Below are 19,175 nucleotides of genomic sequence, written 5' to 3'. Positions count from 1 at the left end.
CCCAATGGAGTGCTCCGATGATCGACCGAGCCCCCGCCCGGAACGCCGCATGCGCACTGCTTTGCGCCGGCGCCGTGATGCTGGCCGGCTGCAACCAGCCAGCCAATCCGCAGGCCACGAATCCCGCCGCCTCCGGCACGGCGCCCGCGCCGGCCGGCAGCACCGCGCAACAAGCGGCGCCCTACACACCGCCCAGCGCGGACCAGCTCTACCAGATGGTCGCGCCGATCGCGCTGTTCCCTGACAAGCTGGTGGCACAGGTGCTGGCCGGCTCGACCTATCCCGATCAGATCACCGCAGCCGACACCATGCTGCAGCAGAACCCCAACCTGAAAGGCGCGCTGCTGGCCGACGCGGTCAATCCGCAGTCGTGGGATCCCAGCGTCAAGGGCCTGACCCAGTTTCCCTCCGTGCTGGATCAGATGGCGCAGAACATCCAGTGGACCACCGCGCTGGGCGAGGCCTACGTCAACGATCCCGCCGACGTGATGAACGCGATCCAGGTGATGCGCCAGCGCGCGCAGCGCAAAGGCAGCCTGCGCAACTCGTCGCAGATGCAGGTGGTCAGCCAGGCCGCACCGTACGACGGGCAGTCCGTGGCGTACGACAACGCCCCACCGGAATATGACGGTCCGGCCGTGGTCCCGGCGCCGGAACAGACCATCGAGATCCTGCCGGCGCAGCCCGACACCGTCTACGTGCCGCAATACGATCCGGAGACCGTCTACGGTGAACCGGTGGCGGCTTATCCCGGCTACAGCTATGACCAGCCCGGCGGCTACAGCACCGGTCAGATCGTGGCGGCCGGCGCCATCGCCTTCGGCGTCGGCATCGTGGTCGGCGCGCTGTTCGAGCATCACCACGACGGCGGTTCCGGACCGGGTCCGAACCCCGGCTGGGGCTGGAACAGCTGGGGCATGAACTGGGGTAACCACGGCGGCGGCGGACCGGGTGGCGGCTGGCAGCGCCCGGCGGTGGTGCACAACAACAACGTCTACGTCTCGCGTTCCACCACCGTGGTGAACCGCTACGTCACCAACAACATCAACAACAGCCGCACGTACATCAACAGCAACAACCGCACCGTCAACAACAGCACCGTCAACAGCAACAACCGCACGGTCTACAACACCAGCGCGGACAACCGCCGCTACGAGAATGTCGGCAACCGCACCGCGATCAACCAGCGTGCGCCTGCCGCTGCCGCGCCGCGACCGGCCGCGCAACAAGCCATGACCGTGCCGCATTTCGGTGCGCCGGTGCGCGGCGCCGAGCCCGCACGCTTTGCGCACGGCGGCGCGCCGGCCCAGGCGGAACGCCCGCAACCGCCGCGCAACCTGCCGCGTGCGGAAAGCGCGAATATGCCGATGGCCCGCCACGCAGCGCCCGCGCCGGTGGCACGCGCCCCCGAACCCGCGCCTCCGGTGCAACGTGCCGTGGTGCACGAGGCGCCCCGCGAGGTTGCCCGTCCGCAGCCACGTGCCGCCCCCGTGCACGAGGCGCCCCGCCCGCAAGCCGCTCCTGTCGCCGCTCCGCCGCGCCCGATGGAGCGCGCACCGCAGCGCCCTGCGCCGCAGCCGGCAGCCCGGCCCGCACCGGCGCCGGTGCCGGCACCGCATCCCGCCGCCCGCCCGACGGCACCCGAGCACCACGAGAACGGCAAGGCACCGAACCAGGACAACAAGAAACACAACGACGCGCAGCAGCATTGACGCCGCGCCGGCGTGCCGCCCGCCACGGCCGTGGCGGCGGCATGCCGCTCGCAAGACCACGCCGGCCGGCACCTGCAATGTCGTCCGCTTGGCGCTATCGTGCACGCCTCCCAGACAACGAGGTGGCACCCATGCAACGCACTCGATGGATCCTGGCCGCGGCGATTGCCGCCGGACTCTGCGGCGCCCCCGCCTGGGCAGCGAAGCCTGCCGCGCATGCCACCGACATCGGCCTGGACCTCGCCGGCATCGACCACACGGTGAAGCCCGGCGACAACTTCTTCGACTACGCCAACGGCGCCTGGCTGAAGACCGCGCAGATCCCCTCGGACCGCTCCAGCACCGGCACCTTCCTCAAGATCTTCGAGCTCACCGAGCAGCACACCGCTGACCTCATCAAGCATGCCGGCGCCAGCCATCCCGCCGCCGGCAGCAATGCGCGCAAGATCGCCGACTACTACGCCGCCTACATGGACGAGGCCGCGATCGAGAAGCACGGCCTGGCGCCGCTCAAGCCCGAGCTGTCCGCGATCGACGCGATCGCCTCGAAGGGCGATCTCGCCCGCGTGCTGGGCAGCAGCCTGCGCGCCGACGTGGACCCGGTCAACTCCACCAACTTCCACACCGAAAACCTGTTCGGCCTGTTCGTGACGCAGGGCCTGGAAGATCCCTCGCACACCATCGCCTATCTGCTGCAGGGCGGCTTGGCCATGCCCAGCCGCGACTACTACCTGTCGACCGACGCGGCGATGAAGGCGGCACGCGACAAGTACCACGCCTACGTGACGGCGCTGCTGAAGCAGGCCGGCATCGCCGACGCCGCGGCCAAGGCGGACATGGTGGTCGCGCTGGAAACGAAGATCGCCAAGGCGCAGGAAAGCCTGATCGACAGCCAGGACGTGCACAAGGCGAACAACCTGTGGACGGCGGCCGACTTCGCGCAGAAGGCTCCCGGTCTCGACTGGGCCGCCTACTTCAAGGCCGCGGGCCTGGACGGCCAGAAAGCGATCGACGTGTGGCAGCCGACCGCCACCACCGGCCTCGCTGCGCTGGTAGCCAGCGAACCGCTGGATGCGTGGAAAGACCTGCTCACCTTCCACACGCTCGACGACGCCGCGCCGCTGCTGCCGAAGGCTTACGCCGATCTCAACTTCGACTTCTACGGTCGCACCCTGCAGGGCACGCCCGAACAGCAGCCGCGCTGGAAGCGCGCGGTGGGCGCCACCAACACCGAACTCGGCGACGCGGTAGGCCAGCTCTACGTGAAGAAGTACTTCCCGGCCTCGTCCAAGACGGAAGTGCAGCAACTGGTGAAGAACCTTATCGCCGCCTTCGACGAGCGCCTCGACACGTTGAGCTGGATGACGCCGGCCACCCGCGCCAAGGCCAAGGAGAAGCTGGTCACGCTGAAGGTCGGCGTGGGCTACCCCGAGAAATGGCGCGACTACGGCACGCTCAAGATCAGCGCCGACGATCCGCTAGGCAACCACCTGCGCGCGTCGAAGCACGAGTACGCGCACCAGCTCGCCAAGCTCGGCCAGCCAGTGGACCGCGGCGAGTGGTGGATGACTCCGCAGCTGGTGAACGCGGTGAACCTGCCGCTGCAGAACGCATTGAATTTCCCTGCCGCGATCCTGCAGGCGCCGTTCTTCGACCCGAAGGCCGACGCCGCCGCGAACTACGGCGCGATCGGCGCCATCATCGGCCACGAGATCAGCCACAGCTTCGACAACACCGGCGCCGACTTCGACGCCCAGGGCAAGCTGGAGAACTGGTGGACGCCGGCCGACGAGGCCCACTTCAAGAGCGCCACCGAACAGCTGGCCAAACAGTTCGACCAGTACGAGGCGCTGCCCGGCTTGCACGTCAACGGCGAGCAGACCCTGGGCGAGAACATCGCCGACGTCTCCGGCCTCACCATCGCCTACCTGGCCTACCACAAGTCGCTTGGCGGCAAGCCGGCGCCGGAGATCGACGGCCTCAGCGGCGACCAGCGCTTCTTCCTCGCCTTCGGGCAGGCCTGGCGTTCGAAGATGCGCGACGCCGCCCTGCGCCAGCGCCTCTCCACCGATGGGCACGCCCCCGCGCAGTTCCGCGCGCTGACCGCGCGCAACCTCGACGCGTGGTATCCGGCCTTCGACGTCAAGCCGGGCGAGAAGCTGTACCTCGCGCCGGACCAGCGGGTGAAGATCTGGTAGGCGCCGCCGCCACGGCGGAAACCGGGGCCGCATCCGCGAGGGTGCGGCCTTTCTTTTGGCCGCAACGCGTGTCGATCGCGCCGTCTCCCGTTCGTCGCATGGTCATCACCCCACCGAAAAGGAGAGTCTCATGCGCTACATGATGTTCGTGGTGCACGATCCCGCCGCGGAGCCCTACACCCCCGAGCTGGACAACATCGGCGAATGGGTGGCCGATACCTCGGCCAGCGGTGCGCGGATCACTGGCGACCGGCTGCGCCCGCCCGCCCATGCGAAGACCGTGCGCGTGCGCGCCGGCAAGGCGCTGGTCAGCGACGGGCCGTTCACCGAGGCCAAGGAATGGATCGCCGGCTTCGACCTGCTGGACTGCGCCAGCGATGACGAAGCCGTCGCCATCGCCGCCCGCCATCCGATGGCACGTTTCGGCAGCATCGAGCTGCGCCCGTTCTGGCCGATCGATGTCGAGGAGGATCCGCGCGCCCGGGTGGCCCGCGAAACGGGCGAATGACGCCCGTCGCCATACGGCGGCGACCGCGAAGGCCCACCGTGTTGCGGCGGGCGCCCTGGTTCAGCGGTCGCGGCTTTCCGCCAGCCCCCATCCCAGGGCCAGCCACGCTAGACAGACCATCGCCAGCCACGCGCCGATGACCGACGGCGACCACTCGCCGTGCAACCAGGCGCGCCAGCCGGCATGCAGCAGCGGCGCGCCGGCAAGGCACAACCAGCACGCCGCCGCGCCAGCCAGCACACCCAGCCACAGCGGCCATCCATGGCGGCGGCGACGCGGCGGCAGGCGCTGCATCACTCGCTCGCTGAAGCCGTCGTCGGCCACCGCCCCCTCGAATTGTCGGCGCAGCAGCGCCTCGATTTCCTCGTCGTGCGGTTCGCTCATGATCCCTCCTCCGCGCTGGCAGCATCGCGCCATGCCGCCAGCCATGTCTTCAGTTTCGCCTTGCCGCGCGTCGCGTGGGTCTTCACTGTGCCCAGTGGCATCGCCAGCACATAGGCGGCTTCGTCGTGACTCAGCCCCAGCTGCGTGCAATGCAGCAGCACAGTCTGCTCCGCGGCGGAAAGGCGCTGCATGGCGCGTTCCAGGTCGAGCCGCAGATCGATCCTCTGCGCCGGCGCCTGCAGTTGCTCCATCGCCTCGTCGTCGATGGCCTCGTGCCGCGACGGACCGCGGTGCGCCTGCAGGAAACAGCTGTAGGCGATGCGGTACAGCCAGGTGGAAAACCGTGCATCGCCGCGGAACTGGTCCAGCTTGCGCCACGCCAGCATGAAGGTCTCCTGCGCCAGGTCGTCGGCCGCGGCCTCATCGCCATGCAGCAACCGGCGCAATTGCGCACGCACCAGGCCCTGGTTCCGGCGCACCAGCTGCTCGAAGGCCCGTTGATCGCCTTCCAGCCGTATGCGTGTCACCAGGGCCTGGTCGATGCGCGCCTCGGCGGCGCTGTCAGCCACGCACGTCCCCTCGCCGGTTCAACCACCAACTGGCGAGATAGCCCAGGCCGGTCATCAGCGGCAGCAAGCCGATGCCCCACAGGCGGTCGATACCGAGGCCATTGTCGAGCTGGCCCGGCAAGGCCAGGAACATCGCGATCAGTCCGAGGCCGCCACCGATCAGCACCAGCGCCCGGCGCCGTTCGCAATAGGCCACCTGCGGTTCCAGCAGCAATGCCGGCGGCAGTTCCACGCCCTTGTCCGCGAGTTGCAGCAGGGTGCGGTAGCGCGCCTGCGTCTGCTGGTAGCGGTAACGCAGCACGATCAGCACGATCAGCACCGGCGCCGACATCACGACGAAGGGGATGAGAAGGAATTCCATGGTCTTGCTCCAGATGGTGTATCGGGTCGAAAGGTTGCAGGAAACGGCGTGCCAGGCGGCACTCAGTCTTTCGTGCCTTCGGCGGCCAGCAGATCAGCGATCTGCTCGGCCAGCAACCAGTGCTGCGACGGCCCTTCGTTGCTGGTCAGCGCCACGGCCGCGCCGGTTTCCCAGATCATTTCCAGGTCTGCCGTGGTGCCTTCGATGCCGCCCTGGTGGCCCCGGATATGGCGGCCGTGCGAAACGCGGTCGTCGATGCCGGCTCCAATGGCGCCGGGGCCTGCCGGCACTTCGCCGTCGAACATCTTCGCCAGCGTGGCGGACTTGACCAGCTTGCCTCCATGCAAGGCCGCGGCGAAGCGCAGCAGGTCGGCATTGGTGGAATAACCGCCGCCTGCGGGACTGCCCTTGTAGATGCCTTGCACCCAGTTGGCCTTCCACCGCCGGGAGAACACGCCGTCGTCGTGGAAGTAGCCGACCGCCAGCCCGGGCACGATCTGGTCCACGCTCTCGAAACCGCTGGAGGTCATCCGCGCGGGATCGAAGACATGGTGCTGGATATAGTCGAAGTAGCTTTCGCCAGAAACGTTCTCGACGATGCGGCCGAGCAGGATGTAGCCGGCATTGCTGTAGCTCAAGCCCTTGCCCGGCTCACCCACTTTGGGCTGCTTGGCGATCAGCCCCAGATAGTCCACCGGGTTGGCGTAGCGTTGGGCATGCTCGAAATAGTCCGGCACCATGAAATCGCCCAGGCCGGAGGTGTGGTGCAGGAGTTCCCACACGGTGACCTTCTTCGCCGTCGCCTGGTCGGGATATTCGGGAACCAGCTTCGCCAGCGTGTCGTTCCACGACAGCTTGCCGGCCTCGACCAGTTGCGCGACGGCGACCGCGGTAAACATCTTGCCGACCGAGCCGACGCGGAACTTCGTCTGGCGATCGACCGGCACGTTGAAGCTGCGGTCTGCCTGACCACGGCATTCGTCGAACACGATTTCGCCGCCGTCGAGAACGGTCACGCAACCCGAGAAGTCGGACACGCTTGCCAGTTTGTCCAGCACGGCGTGTATCTGCTTTCCAAGCTCCGCGTGCGACACCGCCCCTTTGGGCCAGTCGGCATAAAGCGGATCGTCCATCGGCACCAGCATCGCCTGCGCGAGCCGCTCCGGATGCGCCGGGTCGGCGGCCAGGAAAAACAAGCCGGCCTGCCCGTTGCGCCGCCCCTTGACGGCGACCTCTAGCATGCCCGGCTGGTGTGGATCGGTGCGCACGTCGAACACGTCCACGCCGCCTTCGTCGCGTGCGGCCGAAACCAGGCCGGTGATGAAATCCGCCTTGTCGTCCGCCGCGATGGACGCAGCCAGGATGTTCGGGGCCCACTGCCGGATCTGCGCGGGATGGTCGGTATCCATGTGCCGGACCAGCGTGCCGGCGAGCTTTCCCACCGGTGTATCGGGCAGGTTCGGATGCAGCGTTTCCGCCGCGGTGGCGGGCGCGCAGGACAAGGCCAGGGATACCCACAAGGGGACGGACCAGGACTTGCGGATCATGCGCCTGGCAAGAGAGAGGCTGTCGTTCATGCGGGAGCTCTTCGGGGTCACCGGCCGACATGGCGGTATCGACCCCTTGGATGCAGCGACTGCCCCGATTGGATTCACCCGGATCGGCTGCGCGGACAAACTGCGATCACAGGGTTCGCAACGCGCCGGGGAAAGTCCGCCGTCGAATGACCGTCGTCTCGCGGCTTGCCCTGCAAACCGCGCATTGGCGAGGAAGGGCCGGACGCATTGCGGTCCCATCCCGACGGAATCAGAGCAGAACGGGGCCGGTGCGCGCTCCGTGCCGAGCGGAAGCGCCGGGGACAGGCAAGCCCCGGCCTCCTTACGCGATGCCCAGGCCCTCGATGCCCGCGATGGCCGTGGCGTCGAAGCCGGCCAGCTCGGCAAAGCGCCGCCCGCGTTCGGCATAGTCCTTGAACTGGTCGAAGCTGGGAGCGCCAGGCGAGAGCAGCACTACGCCACCGGCAGGCGTCACCGTGCGCGCCATCGCCACGGCGTCGGCGAAATCCTCGGCTTCGCCCAGCGGCAACTCCGTCTTCGCCTGCCGCAGCGCCTGCGCGATGCGCGGGCCGTTGGCGCCTTGCGCCACGATGCGCAGCCTGGTGCGATCCTGGGTGGCGCGCACAAAATCCGACCAGTCCAGCCCGCGGTCGTGGCCGCCGACGATCACCGTCACCTCGCGCCCGGCGAGACTGTCCAGCGCGGCCAGCGTGGCCAGCGGCGTGGTGCTGATGGAATCGTTGATCCAGTCGAGTCCATCGTGCGTGCCCAGCGGCTGCAGGCGGTGCGGCAGCGGCTTGAACGTGGCCAGCGCAGGTGCGGCGGCGAGCGCGTCCATGCCCAGGTCGGCGAGCGCGGCCAACGCGGCGCAGGCATTGAGCGCGTTGTGCGCGCCCGGCGCCGCCATTCGCGCGAGCGGAAACACGTCTTGCGTGCCGCGGCGGATGTGGCCTTCGGCCACGTGCCAGCCGGCGTCGTGGCCGAAGCGCAACAGCCGCGAATGCAGCTGCACGCGCTCCAGCAGCGTCGCCTGCGTGGCGTTGACCAGCAGCGAGCGCGCCGCATCGGCGAGCTTCAATTTGTCGGCCACGTAGCGTTCGCGCGAGCCGTGCCAGTCGAGGTGCTCCTCGTACAGGCTGGTGATCACGCCCAGTTCCAGCGGTCCGGCTTCACCGGTCTGGAAGCTGGAGAGTTCGACAGCCCACAGGTTGGCAGACTGCCCCTGCAGCTCAAGCAACGGCAGGCCGATATTGCCGGCCAGCGCGGTGCGCACGCCCAGCGCACGCGCAAGGTGCGCGACGAAGGCCGTGGTGGTGCTCTTGCCCTTGGTGCCGGTGACGGCGACCACGCGCGCGTCCGGGTTGCCCGCGAACCACAGCGCGGTACCGGAGGTGAACACCGTGCCCTGCGCCTGTGCCGTGGCGACGACCGGCTTGTAGATGGAAATGCCCGGCGACTTCACCACCACGTCGTAGGCGGACAGCGCCACTGCATCGGGCTCGTGGCCATATACGGTGAGCGCGGGATCGAACTCGCCCGCGGCGGCGGCCTCGCTTTCGCCGCAGTAGAGCGCCAGCGCTTGTTGCGGCAGCCGTTCGCGGATCGCGCGGATTGCGGCGCGGCCTTCGCGGCCGAAGCCCCAGACGGCAACGCGACGCCCCGCCAGCTCGGCAATGCGCATCAGCCGATAGCCTTCAGCGCCGCCTGCAGGCGCGCGGGCACGCGATGCTCGGCGGAGGGTTCGAGCCAGGGCTCCAACGCGAGTTGCGCGGCGTCGAGCTGGGGCAGGATCTCATCGCGGAAGCGCGCCACCAGTGCATCCTCCTGCCACTCCGGCCGCTGGCTCAGCGCATACATGGCGGCGCGCGCCTCGGCGCCCTCGCCCACGCACTCGAACGGCTTGTGGTCTTTGTATTCCAGCAAGGCATCGAAACCGGCTGCCTGTGTCTCGTCGTCGAGCAGATTGCGGCCGAAGATCGCCAGCAGGCGCGGCTTGGGCAGGAACGGCGCCAGCGCGAGGAACACGAAATGGCACTTCGGGCACTGCCCGCACCAGCGGTCGGCCGGCTTGGGACCCAGCAGCTTGAAATTGCGGTTGCAGCTGGAGAACGCGTCGAAATACGGTGTGAGCTTCGCGAACGCGCGGGTGATCGCCAGTTCCGAGTAGGGACGCAGCAGCGAGCAGTAGTCGAGGTCGGCGGCCACGTGGCTGTGCAGCCAATCGCCGAGCAATTGCTCGAAGGCGTAGCCCTTGCTCCACTGATGATTCACCTGCTGGCCGTCGTACTCCAGCGTGGCGGCCGAGGCGGAGCGTTCGTTGGCGAAGGCGATCGAGTCGTGGCCATAGAGGATCGCGGCCACCGCGAGGATCACCGAGTTCACCGCGGTCACCGGGATGTGCCCGTTCCACGCGCCACGCTGGTTGAGCTCGAACAGCGCCGGCGCCAGCTCGCGCTGGATGTTCAGCGTGGGCAGGCCGGTGCGCGCGGCGCAGGCGGCGATGAGGGCGGAGTTGCCGACCCATACGGCAGTGGCGTCGCCGCTGATGGACTTGATCGCTTCTACCGCGACGAGGGAATCCTTGCCGCCGCCGATGGGAACCAGGGTGCGGTGCGGCAGGCCCAGCGCTTTCGCCGCAGGCTGGCTGGCGCCGCCGCGCCGGCTTTCCCTTTTTGTTTCCGCGCCAAGGCGCGGAAAGTTGACTCGTCCACGCAGATCGAGTCCGTTGCGATACGCGAACTCGGCCAGGCCGTGCAGGTACAGCGCGTCGAGCAGGTCGGCGGTGGCGTCGTCCAGCGGGCCGTCGGCAACCTCGATCTTCGGCGGTACCCCGGCCTTGTAGTAGCTCACGCCGGCGACCAGGTGCAGCAGCTTCAGTGCCGCATCGAAGGCCGCCTGCCGCTCGCGCGGCAGCGCCGGCGCATGCGGAAAGCGGATGCGCTCCACCATCGGCTCGCCGTCGTCGAAGGCATAGGCCAGTTCGGCCACGCCGTCGGCGTAGCGTGCGTGCAGGAAGCGGAACACCTGGGTCAGGCGTGGTTGGATGGTAGTCGTCACTCTCTCGATACTCCGCTAGCCCTGCTCCCTCTCCCCTCCGGGGAGAGGGTTGGGGTGAGGGGCCGGGCTTGCCAAGGCTTCCAGGATCACCTCAAGCACGCCCTCGATATTCGTCAGTACGTCATTGTCCCAGAAACGCAGCACGCGGTAGCCCATGGATTCCAGTTTGTACGTACGTGCTTCGTCATATGCCAGCTGTTCGCCATATTGTCCGCCGTCCAATTCCACGATCAGCGCAGCATCGGGACAGAGGAAATCGGCGATGTAGCGGTCGACCTCGTGCTGACGGCGGAACTTCCAGCCCTGCAGCTGGCGGTTGCGCAGGCGGTGCCAGAGTTTTTGTTCGGTATCGGTTTGATTCGTGCGCAAACGCCTCGCTCGATCCACGTTCAGGCGTTTCATCCTTGAAACCTCCGTTCCATTGGCAGTCACTTCGCGAGCACCCGCCCCTCACCCCAACCCTCTCCCCAACGGGGAGAGGGAGAAAAGCGGCGTCAGGCGTCGATCACGACTTCCTCAGTCTCGCCGCGCAGGTTGTACGGCGAAGACATGACCTTGCCGTAGGCGCCAGCCTGGGCGATCAGGATCACATCGCCTTCCTGCGGCTCCGGCAGGCGGCGGTCGCTGCCCAGCACATCGCCGCTCTCGCAGATCGGGCCGACCACCTGGAACAAGCCGGTGGCAGGTTCGTCGAGGCGGCTGAGGTTGGCGATCTCGTGCCAGGCGTCGTACAGCGCGGGGCGGATCAGGCTGTTCATGCCGGTGTCCACGCCGAGGTAGCGCCAGCTACCCTTGCCCTTGGTCTGGGTGACGCGCGCCAGCAGCACGCCGGCGTCGGCCACCAGATAGCGCCCCGGCTCCATCCACAGCTGGTAATGCGGGTACGCCGCCTTGACCTGGCGCAGTACCGCGTCCAGCGCGGCGATGTCCAGCTTCGCCTCGCCCGGATGCGAAGGCACGCCGAGACCGCCGCCGATATTGAGGAAGGCGATGCTGCCGATACGTTCGGCGAGGCTGGCGAGCTGGCTGAACACCTCGCCCCAATGCCTTGCATCGAGCACGCCCGAACCCAGGTGGGCGTGCAGGCCGCGCACGGTGACACCGTGCGCATCGGCGTGCCGCAGGAAGACGTCCAGCTGCTCCAGCGGCAGGCCGAACTTGCTGCCACTGCCGCCGGTGCGCACCTTTTCGTGGTGGCCGAGGCCGCGGCCGAGGTCCACGCGCAGCGAGATCTCGCGGCCACGGAACAGCTCGCCCCAGTGTTCGATCGGATGCAGCGCATCCAGCGTGATGGTGGCGCGCGTCGCCAGACCGCGTTCGAAGTCCTCGCGCGAGGCGAAGTTCGGCGTGAACAGCAGCGGCACGCTTTCCGGCACCGCCGCCGACACCGCGTCCAGTTCGCCCGGCGACACGCATTCGAAGGCGAAACCTTCCGCGGCGAGCGCGCGCAGGATCGCCGGATGCGTGTTCGCCTTCACCGCGTAGTGCAGCCGGTCCACCACCGACAGCGATTTCAGCTCGCGTGCCTGGGCGCGCACGGTGGGCAGGTGGTAGACGTAGCGCGGCGTGGCCTCGGCGGCGATGTCGAGCAGACGCTGGCGCTGTGCCGGCTGGTGCCACCATGCGGCGGACATGGCCACTTCGCCGCTGCCATACAGGTGCTGCCAGCTGGGGCCGAACAGCACACTGTCATCGGTGCGCAGCGCGCCAGCGGCGATCAGCAGCTCGTGCAGATGCGGCAGCAAGTCGTCCACCACATCCTCGTCCACCACGAAGGTGAGGTTGAGGTTGTTCGACGACTGCGAGATCAGGTGCACGCGCAGCTGGTCGAACTCGGCCAGCACGCTGGACAGCGTGTGCAGCATCGAGCGCATGCCGCGGCCGACCAGGGTGATCGCGGCGCAGGGCGCGATCACCTTTACCCGGCACACCTTGGCGAGGTCGCCGGCCAGCGCGGCGATCGCGTCGGAGTCCAGCAGGTTCTCGGTGGGGTCCAGCGACACGGTGACGTTGGTCTCGGCCGAGCCGATCAGGTCCACCGACAGGCCGTGCTGCTTGAAGTGCGCGAACACGTCGGCGAGGAAGCCGACCTGCTGCCACATGCCCACCGACTCCATCGACACCAGGGTGATGCCCTTGCGTGCGCTGATCGCCTTCACCGACGGCGCATGGTCGCGCACCTCGGGGCCGATCACCGTGCCTTCCAGCTCGGGGCGGTTGGTGTCCTTCACCAGCAGCGGTACGCGCGGCTCGCGCAGCGGCGACAGGCAGCGCGGATGCAGCACCTTGGCGCCGGTGGAGGCGATTTCCTGCGCCTCTTCGTAATCCAGCTTCTGCAGCAGGCGCGCGCCCGGCACCTGGCGCGGGTTGGCGGTGAACATGCCGGCCACGTCGGTCCAGATCTCCACGCGCGCCGCCTTCAGCAGCGCGCCGAAGTAGGACGCCGAGGTGTCCGAGCCGCCACGACCCAGCAGCACCGTGCGGCCTTCGCTTTCGCGTGCGATGAAACCCTGGGTGATGAACACCTCGCCCTGCGTGGCAAGGCGCGCGTTGAGCGCGGGATCGGGGCGGGCCTCGACCATCGCCGACAGCAGACGGGTACGCTCGTTCTGGTTCGGCAGCGCGGCAGCGGCGAGGCAGTCGCGTGCGTCCAGCCAGCGCGTGGGCAGCCCGCTCTCGCTGAGGAAAGCCGCGCCCAGCGCGCTGGACATCAGTTCGCCATGCGCCTGCACCAGCGCCGACCAGGCCAGCTCGCCCAGCCGCGCCGGGCCTTCCGCGGCCAGCACGGCCAACTCGTCCAGGCGCGCGCCGAGCGTGGCCGGCAGCGGCAGCTGCATATGCGCGAGCAGGTCGTAGTGGCGTTGCGCAATCGCGCCGGCCGCCGCCTTGCGTTTGCCCTGGCCGCCCTCGCCGCACAGTTGTTTCAGCGCGTCGGTGATGCCGGTGAGCGCGGACACGACCACCAGCACGCGCGCGCCTTCGGCGCGTCGGCTGGCGACCAGCTCACGGATGTTCTGCCAGCGCGGCAAGGTGGCGACACTGGTGCCGCCGAACTTCATCACGATCCAGGGGGCGTCCGCAGGCAGCGGCGCGGGGGCGTTGGGATTCACGGGTCTCTTGGGTGGTTGGCGGGGAAATAATCCCGCCAGTGTTGCGCTGCGGCAAGCCGAATGCAACTGTACCGCCATGCGCTTGCGTTTGGACGTCCATACGTCCACATCGCGCGGCACCCGGCGGCTGGCCGCGGCGCTGCTAGACTGCGCGCTCGAAGGAACGGAGCCCGCCTGCGCATGAGCAACCAGACCCCTGCCCTTGCGCACGGTGCCGCTGCGCTTCAGGCCCTGCCCGAGGCGGTCCTGGCCATGGCGGCCGCCCTGCTCACCCTGGCCTGCGCCCAGTGGCTCGCCCCCGGCCCCGGCAGCGCGGTACTGGCGGTGGTACTGAGCCTGTCGCTAGCCCGCAGCCGGCTCGACCGCGATCGCCGCGGCCGGCTGGAAGCGGCCGTCGCCCTGCCGCTGGTGGGCCTGGCGGCCACCGGCGTCGGTCTGCTGCTGCGCGATGCGCCCTGGCTCGGCGCCGCCGCGTTCACCCTCGGCGTTTCCGCGTCGGTATGGCTGCGCCAATTCGGCGAGCTGGCGCGGCGCGCCAGCCGGCTGATCGCACTGCCGTTCGTAGCCGTGCTCACCGTGCCGCACCTGTCCGGCGTGCAGCGCGGCCCATTGCCCGCCGTGCTGGTGCCGGTAGCGGTGGCGCTGCTGGCGCTGGCCTGGGTGTCGTTGCTGGACGTGCTGGGCCGGCGACTGCGCCTGTTGCCGGACATGCTGCCGGCGCACCGCCCACCTGCCGCACCGGCCCGGACCAGCCCCGGCCGGATGCGGCCCTCGGCCACCACGCGCATGGCGCTGCAGATGGCCGTGGCGCTGGCCATCGCCTTCGCTGTGGGGCACGCCGGGTTCGGCAGGCACTGGCCGTGGGTGGTGCTGACCGCGTTCATCGTGCACAGCGGCAATCGCGGCCGGCTGGAGGTGGCGTACAAGAGCCTGCTGCGCCTGGGCGGCGCGGCCGGCGGCACGCTTGCCGCGGCCTTGCTGGCCGCGCCGGCCGGCACGCACGGCAGCGGTACCGCGGCGATGGTCTTGCTTGCGGTGTTTCTGGGCAGCTGGCTGCGCCCGCTCAACTACGCGTGGTGGGCGCTGTGCGTCACCGTGGCACTGGCCTTGTTGCAGAACTACGCCGGACTGCCCGCGACCTCGGAAATGACGCTGCGGCTGGCGGCGATCGCCACCGGCGCCGCGATCGGCGTGGCCGTGGGCTGGCTGGTGCTGCCGGTGCCTTCCACCGGCGTGCTGCGCCGGCGGATGGCCGATGCGCTGGCCGCACTGGGCGAGGCGCTGGACCCGGCGATCACGCCGCGCAGACCGGCGCACTTCGTTCATGCGCTCAATGCGGTGGTGTCGCTGGCGCCGGCCTTCCGCGCTGCCCGCATGCTCGGCCTGCGACCGCGCTGGCGCCAGCCGGCGGACTGGATCGAGGCGCTGGCCGGCTGTCGTGCGCCTGCGCTGACCTTGATCGAACAAGGCGCCACGCCGGGCAACGTGCGGCGCGCGGTCGGTGCGGCGCGACAGGCCTTGCGCGAAACGGAACGACTGTTGCCGGCGCTGCTTGCGCTGCGCGAGGCAATGGAAGCAGCGTGCGCGCAGCACGGGGTGGCCTTGCGGGAGGACGCCTCAGTCGCGCAGGCGCGGTGATTCGCTTCGGTGCTCCGCTGCAAGCGATGGGCGGCGGCGAAGGTGGGCTTACCTGAAAAGCCCTATCGCGCAAGTCCCGCACCCTCTCCTCAATCCTCTCCCGGAGGGAGAGGAGGCAAAAGCGTGCGCTGCGCTCCGAATCAGCCCGCTCGCGAGCACCCGCCCCTCACCTCAATCCTCTCCCCGATGGGGAGAGGAGGTAAAAACATGCGCTGCGCTTCGAACCAGCTCGCTCGCAAGCACTCGCCCTCACCTCAACCCCCTCTCCGGCGAGGAGAGGAGGCGAAGCTGTGCGCTGTGCGCACGGCTTTTATTCGATGACTACGGGGATTTTGCCGATCTTCGCGCGCCATTCCTTCGGCCCGGTCTGGTGCACCGAGGTGCCCGAGCTGTCCACCGCCACGGTCACCGGCATGTCCTTCACCTCGAACTCGTAGATCGCCTCCATGCCCAGGTCTTCGAAGGCCAGCACCTTCGATGCCTTGATCGCCTTTGACACGAGGTAGGCCGCGCCGCCCACCGCCATCAAATAAACGGACTGGTGCTTCTTGATCGCCTCGATCGCGGCCGGGCCGCGCTCCGCTTTGCCGACCATGCCGAACAGGCCGGTCTGCGCCAGCACCTGCTCGGTGAACTTGTCCATGCGGGTGGCGGTGGTGGGGCCGGCCGGTCCGACGACCTCCTCGCGCACCGGGTCGACCGGGCCGACGTAGTAGATGAAGCGGCCGTTGAAATCCACTGGCAGCGACTCGCCCTTGTTGAGCATCTCCACCATGCGCTTGTGCGCGGCGTCGCGGCCGGTGAGCAGCTTGCCGTTGAGCAGCAGCACTTCGCCCGGCTTGAAGCTGGCGACCTCTTCCTTGGTGATGGTGTCGAGGTTCACCCGGCGTGCGTTCTGCGGGTTGTAGGTGAGCTTGGGCCAGTCTTCCAGCGAGGGCGGATCCAGCGTCGCCGGACCCGAGCCGTCCAGCGTGAAGTGCGCGTGGCGGGTGGCCGCGCAGTTCGGGATCATCGCCACCGGCAGGTTGGCCGCGTGGGTCGGGTAGTCCTTGATCTTGATGTCGAGCACGGTGGTGAGGCCGCCCAGGCCCTGCGCGCCGATGCCCAGCGCGTTGACCTTCTCGTACAGCTCGAGGCGCAGCTCTTCGACGCGGTTCTGCGGGCCGCGCGCGATCAGCTCCTGGATGTCGATGTGTTCCATCAGCGACTCCTTCGCCAGCAGCATCGCCTTCTCCGCGGTGCCGCCGATGCCGATGCCAAGCATGCCCGGCGGGCACCAGCCGGCGCCCATGGTCGGCACGGTCTTGAGCACCCAGTCCACGATGGAGTCGGAGGGGTTCAGCATGACGAACTTCGACTTCGCCTCCGAGCCGCCACCCTTGGCGGCCACGATCACCTCGACGGTGTCGCCCGGCACCACCGACACGTTCACCACCGCCGGCGTGTTGTCCTTCGTGTTGAGGCGGCGGCCGGCCGGGTCGGCCAGCACGCTGGCGCGCAGCTTGTTGTCCGGATGGTTGTAGGCGCGGCGCACGCCTTCGTTGACCATGTCCTCCACGCCCATGGTGGCATCGTCCCAGCGCACGTTCATGCCGATCTTCAGGAACACGGTGACGATGCCGGTGTCCTGGCACAGAGGGCGATGGCCCTCGGCGGCCATGCGCGAGTTGATCAGGATCTGCGCCATCGCATCCTTCGCGGCGGGCGACTCCTCGCGCTCGTACGCAGCAGCGAGGCTCTTGATGTAGTCGACCGGGTGGTAATAGCTGATGTACTGCAGGGCGTCGGCGACGGACTGGATCAGGTCGGCTTGCTTGATGGCGGTCATGGCGATGGCTTCGGCGGGGATGAGGGGCGCTGCAGCCGTGGACCGGCGGCGCCAACTCCCTATTGTGCCGCAGCCCGCACGCGCACCCAAACTTGCGATTCTGGCGCGCAATTTCCTGCGGTACTACCGGCGCCCGATGCCCCGCAGTAGGCTCACAAGGCGGCGCAACGCCAGTCGTCAGGGGAGACCGACGACGTCGCTGGGGAAACCCAGATTTCAGACGAAACGCTCTTGCGGATCGACCGGAAGGCGCCGCGGCGATATGCCGTCGCCCGTGCACGCCTGAATTGCTTGCCATCAGGAGAAAGTGCCATGTTCGCGAAGCTGCATCGCAAATCCCTGGCCAGCTGCCTCGCCCTGCTGTTTGCAGGCGTGGGCAGTACCACACTCGCCGCCGACGTGCGGCCAAGCATCGACATGGGCGTGGCCACTTCGAGCCAGCCCGTGCATGTCACCTTGATGCTGAAGCTGCGCAACGAGGCGGCGCTGCAGGATTACATCCGGCAGACCATCACCCCCGGCAGCGCGCACTATCGCCAGTTCCTCAGCACCGGCGAGTTCGCCAGCCAGTACGGCGCCAGCGACGCGGACATCGCGCGGGTGCAGGCGTTCCTGCAACAGCACGGCCTGAGCGGCCAGGTGCTGGCCAACCATCTGGCGATCGAGACCAACGGTACGCTTGCCCAGTTCAGTGCGATCTTCCAGACACCGATCCACGACTACGTCTCGGCCACCACCGGCCGGCGTTTCCATCGCCCCGCCACGGCGCCGCAGATGCCGGCGGCGCTGGCAGGCAGCGTGATCTTCGCCAGCGGACTCAGCAACGAACGGCAGTTCCTGTCGCACCGCATCCGCGCGCCGCAGTTGCCGGCATCGCCGCAGCAACCGCTCACGCTGAGGGCATTGAGCAAGAGCGCCAGCGGCAACCCCACCGCCACCGGTCAACCGGGCAGCTACACCGTGGGCGACGTGGCCGATCTCTACAACATCAATCCGCTGTACCAGCACGGCATCAGCGGCAAAGGCGCGACGGTGGCGATCGTGACCTTGTCCGACTTCTATCCGGCCGACGCGCAGACCTACTGGGACGCCATCGGCCTGGCCACCAAGCCGAACCGCATCACCCAGGTGCACGTGGACGGCGGCGGCGCCATCGACGGCGGCAGCGGCGAAACCGCGCTGGACGTGGAGCAGTCCGGCGGCATCGCGCCGTACGCGAACATCATCGTGTACGACGCGCCGAACGCCGGCAACGGTTTCATCGACGCGTTCGCCAAGGCGGTTTCCGACAACAAGGCGGACAGCATCTCCACCAGCTGGGGCGCGCCGGAGATCTACAACTTCGCCGCACTGCAGACGCCCGGCGCCAGCATCACCGACACGACCGACGTGGGCGATCTGCGCGCCTTCCACCAGACCCTGATGGAAGCCGCCGTGCAGGGGCAGTCGGTGTTCGCCGCCTCCGGCGATTCGGGCGCCTACGACACCGTGCAGGGACTGGGCACGGGTACCGGCCCGGGCCAGTTCAATGCACCGCTGACGGTGGATTCACCCGCCTCCGATCCGTACATCACCGCCGCCGGCGGCACCACGGTGCCCTACTCCTTCAGCTTCGGCAGCGGCCCGGTGGCCTCGGTCAAGCAGGAAAGCGTGTGGGGCTGGGACTATCTGCAGTCCTACCTCGATGCCTACGCCCCGATCGCCGGCGGCTGGCACGCCGTGCTGTTCTCGACCGGCGGCGGCGGCGGCGTCAGCGTGTATTGGCGGGAGCCGATCTACCAGTGGCTCACCCGCGGCATCCGCCGCAGCGAGCGCAACCAGTCGCTGGTCTACAACGATCCCAGCGCCGGCCCCACCCCGCTGCTCGACCTGCCCGCCAATTTCCGCGGCCGCAACGTGCCGGACATCGCGCTGAATGCCGATCCGGAGAGCGGCTACATCGTGGTATCCACCACTGACGGCGGCGTGGTCCAGGAAGGCGGCACCAGCTTCGTGGCGCCCCAGCTCAATGGCGTCAGCGCCCTGCTCGCGCAGAGCACGGGCCATCGCGTGGGCTTCTGGAACCCGCAGGTATACCTGCTGCAGAACATCTTCGGCTATGGCCCGTGGTCGGCCTTCAACAGCGTGAAGGCGGGCGACAACTGGTTCTACTACGGTGCGCCGAACTACACGCCGGGTGCCGGTATCGGCACGCTCGACGTCGCCAACCTCAACCTGTTCCTCGGCGGTCGCTGAGAGCCTGCTCAATCTCTCC

General features: G+C 68.5%; 14 protein-coding genes. 5 read left to right on the top strand and 9 right to left on the bottom strand.

Features of this window, described 5'->3' with window-relative positions; all coding sequences use genetic code 11:
- Positions 1 to 17 precede the first annotated feature (17 nt).
- From ISP14_RS04270 to ISP14_RS04260, 3 genes are all read left to right on the top strand, one after another.
- Positions 18 to 1,712, top strand: a complete 1,695-nt coding sequence (locus ISP14_RS04270; protein ID WP_404536504.1) for a DUF3300 domain-containing protein — start codon at positions 18 to 20, stop codon at positions 1,710 to 1,712.
- 131 nt (positions 1,713 to 1,843) lie between these two features.
- Complete coding sequence (locus ISP14_RS04265) at positions 1,844 to 3,910, top strand: M13 family metallopeptidase (RefSeq protein WP_404536502.1); 2,067 nt, start codon at positions 1,844 to 1,846, stop codon at positions 3,908 to 3,910.
- 130 nt (positions 3,911 to 4,040) lie between these two features.
- Entirely contained in the window at positions 4,041 to 4,418 is a 378-nt protein-coding gene (locus ISP14_RS04260) for a YciI family protein (protein ID WP_404536500.1), read from the top strand.
- Positions 4,419 to 4,478: 60 nt separating this feature from the next.
- Here the strand turns inward: ISP14_RS04260 and ISP14_RS04255 are convergent, their stop codons facing one another.
- The 8 genes from ISP14_RS04255 to ISP14_RS04220 all read right to left on the bottom strand — a co-directional run bounded on the left by ISP14_RS04255 (position 4,479) and on the right by ISP14_RS04220 (position 13,455).
- Complete coding sequence (locus tag ISP14_RS04255; protein WP_404536498.1) at positions 4,479 to 4,802, bottom strand: DUF5056 domain-containing protein; 324 nt, start codon at positions 4,800 to 4,802, stop codon at positions 4,479 to 4,481.
- Positions 4,799 to 5,371 carry an RNA polymerase sigma factor gene (locus ISP14_RS04250; RefSeq protein ID WP_404536497.1) on the bottom strand — a complete coding sequence of 191 codons (573 nt, stop codon included), beginning with the start codon at positions 5,369 to 5,371 and terminating at the stop codon, positions 4,799 to 4,801. Before ISP14_RS04250 ends, ISP14_RS04255 begins: the two co-directional genes overlap by 4 nt.
- The gene (locus ISP14_RS04245) at positions 5,364 to 5,732 is read right to left on the bottom strand and encodes a DUF6249 domain-containing protein (protein ID WP_404536496.1); all 369 of its coding nucleotides are present in this window, start codon (positions 5,730 to 5,732) and stop codon (positions 5,364 to 5,366) included. The genes ISP14_RS04250 and ISP14_RS04245 overlap by 8 nt, the downstream gene beginning before the upstream one ends.
- A 62-nt stretch (positions 5,733 to 5,794) precedes the next feature.
- On the bottom strand, positions 5,795 to 7,309 hold the full coding sequence (locus ISP14_RS04240; RefSeq protein ID WP_404536495.1) for a serine hydrolase domain-containing protein: 1,515 nt from the start codon (positions 7,307 to 7,309) through the stop codon (positions 5,795 to 5,797).
- A gap of 301 nt (positions 7,310 to 7,610) precedes the next feature.
- Positions 7,611 to 8,969: a UDP-N-acetylmuramoyl-L-alanine--D-glutamate ligase gene (murD, locus tag ISP14_RS04235; RefSeq protein WP_404536493.1), complete on the bottom strand. Its 1,359-nt coding sequence runs from the start codon at positions 8,967 to 8,969 to the stop codon at positions 7,611 to 7,613.
- Positions 8,969 to 10,345: a UDP-N-acetyl-alpha-D-muramoyl-L-alanyl-L-glutamate epimerase gene (gene murL / locus ISP14_RS04230; RefSeq protein WP_404536492.1), complete on the bottom strand. Its 1,377-nt coding sequence runs from the start codon at positions 10,343 to 10,345 to the stop codon at positions 8,969 to 8,971. The genes murD and murL overlap by 1 nt, the downstream gene beginning before the upstream one ends.
- A gap of 15 nt (positions 10,346 to 10,360) precedes the next feature.
- On the bottom strand, positions 10,361 to 10,747 hold the full coding sequence (locus ISP14_RS04225; RefSeq protein ID WP_404536491.1) for an endonuclease domain-containing protein: 387 nt from the start codon (positions 10,745 to 10,747) through the stop codon (positions 10,361 to 10,363).
- 92 nt (positions 10,748 to 10,839) lie between these two features.
- Positions 10,840 to 13,455, bottom strand: coding sequence for a bifunctional aspartate kinase/diaminopimelate decarboxylase (locus tag ISP14_RS04220; RefSeq protein ID WP_404536490.1), 2,616 nt, complete (start codon positions 13,453 to 13,455; stop codon positions 10,840 to 10,842).
- Positions 13,456 to 13,635: 180 nt separating this feature from the next.
- Between ISP14_RS04220 and ISP14_RS04215 the strand changes: the two genes are divergently transcribed.
- A complete protein-coding gene (locus tag ISP14_RS04215) occupies positions 13,636 to 15,093 on the top strand; it encodes an FUSC family protein (protein WP_404536489.1) in 1,458 nt (485 codons plus the stop codon).
- Positions 15,094 to 15,403: 310 nt separating this feature from the next.
- Here ISP14_RS04215 and ISP14_RS04210 read toward each other — a convergent pair whose 3' ends face one another.
- On the bottom strand, positions 15,404 to 16,921 hold the full coding sequence (locus ISP14_RS04210; RefSeq protein WP_404536488.1) for a fumarate hydratase: 1,518 nt from the start codon (positions 16,919 to 16,921) through the stop codon (positions 15,404 to 15,406).
- Between the two features lie 312 nt (positions 16,922 to 17,233).
- On the opposite strand from ISP14_RS04210, the gene ISP14_RS04205 reads away from it, so the two are divergent.
- The gene (locus ISP14_RS04205; RefSeq protein WP_404536487.1) at positions 17,234 to 19,156 is read left to right on the top strand and encodes a S53 family peptidase; all 1,923 of its coding nucleotides are present in this window, start codon (positions 17,234 to 17,236) and stop codon (positions 19,154 to 19,156) included.
- The last annotated feature ends 19 nt before the right edge of the window (positions 19,157 to 19,175 follow it).

The sequence above is a fragment of the Dyella agri genome (assembly GCF_044904705.1).
Lineage (GTDB): Bacteria > Pseudomonadota > Gammaproteobacteria > Xanthomonadales > Rhodanobacteraceae > Rhodanobacter_A > Rhodanobacter_A agri.
This window is presented reverse-complemented; position numbering and strand designations above follow the sequence as displayed.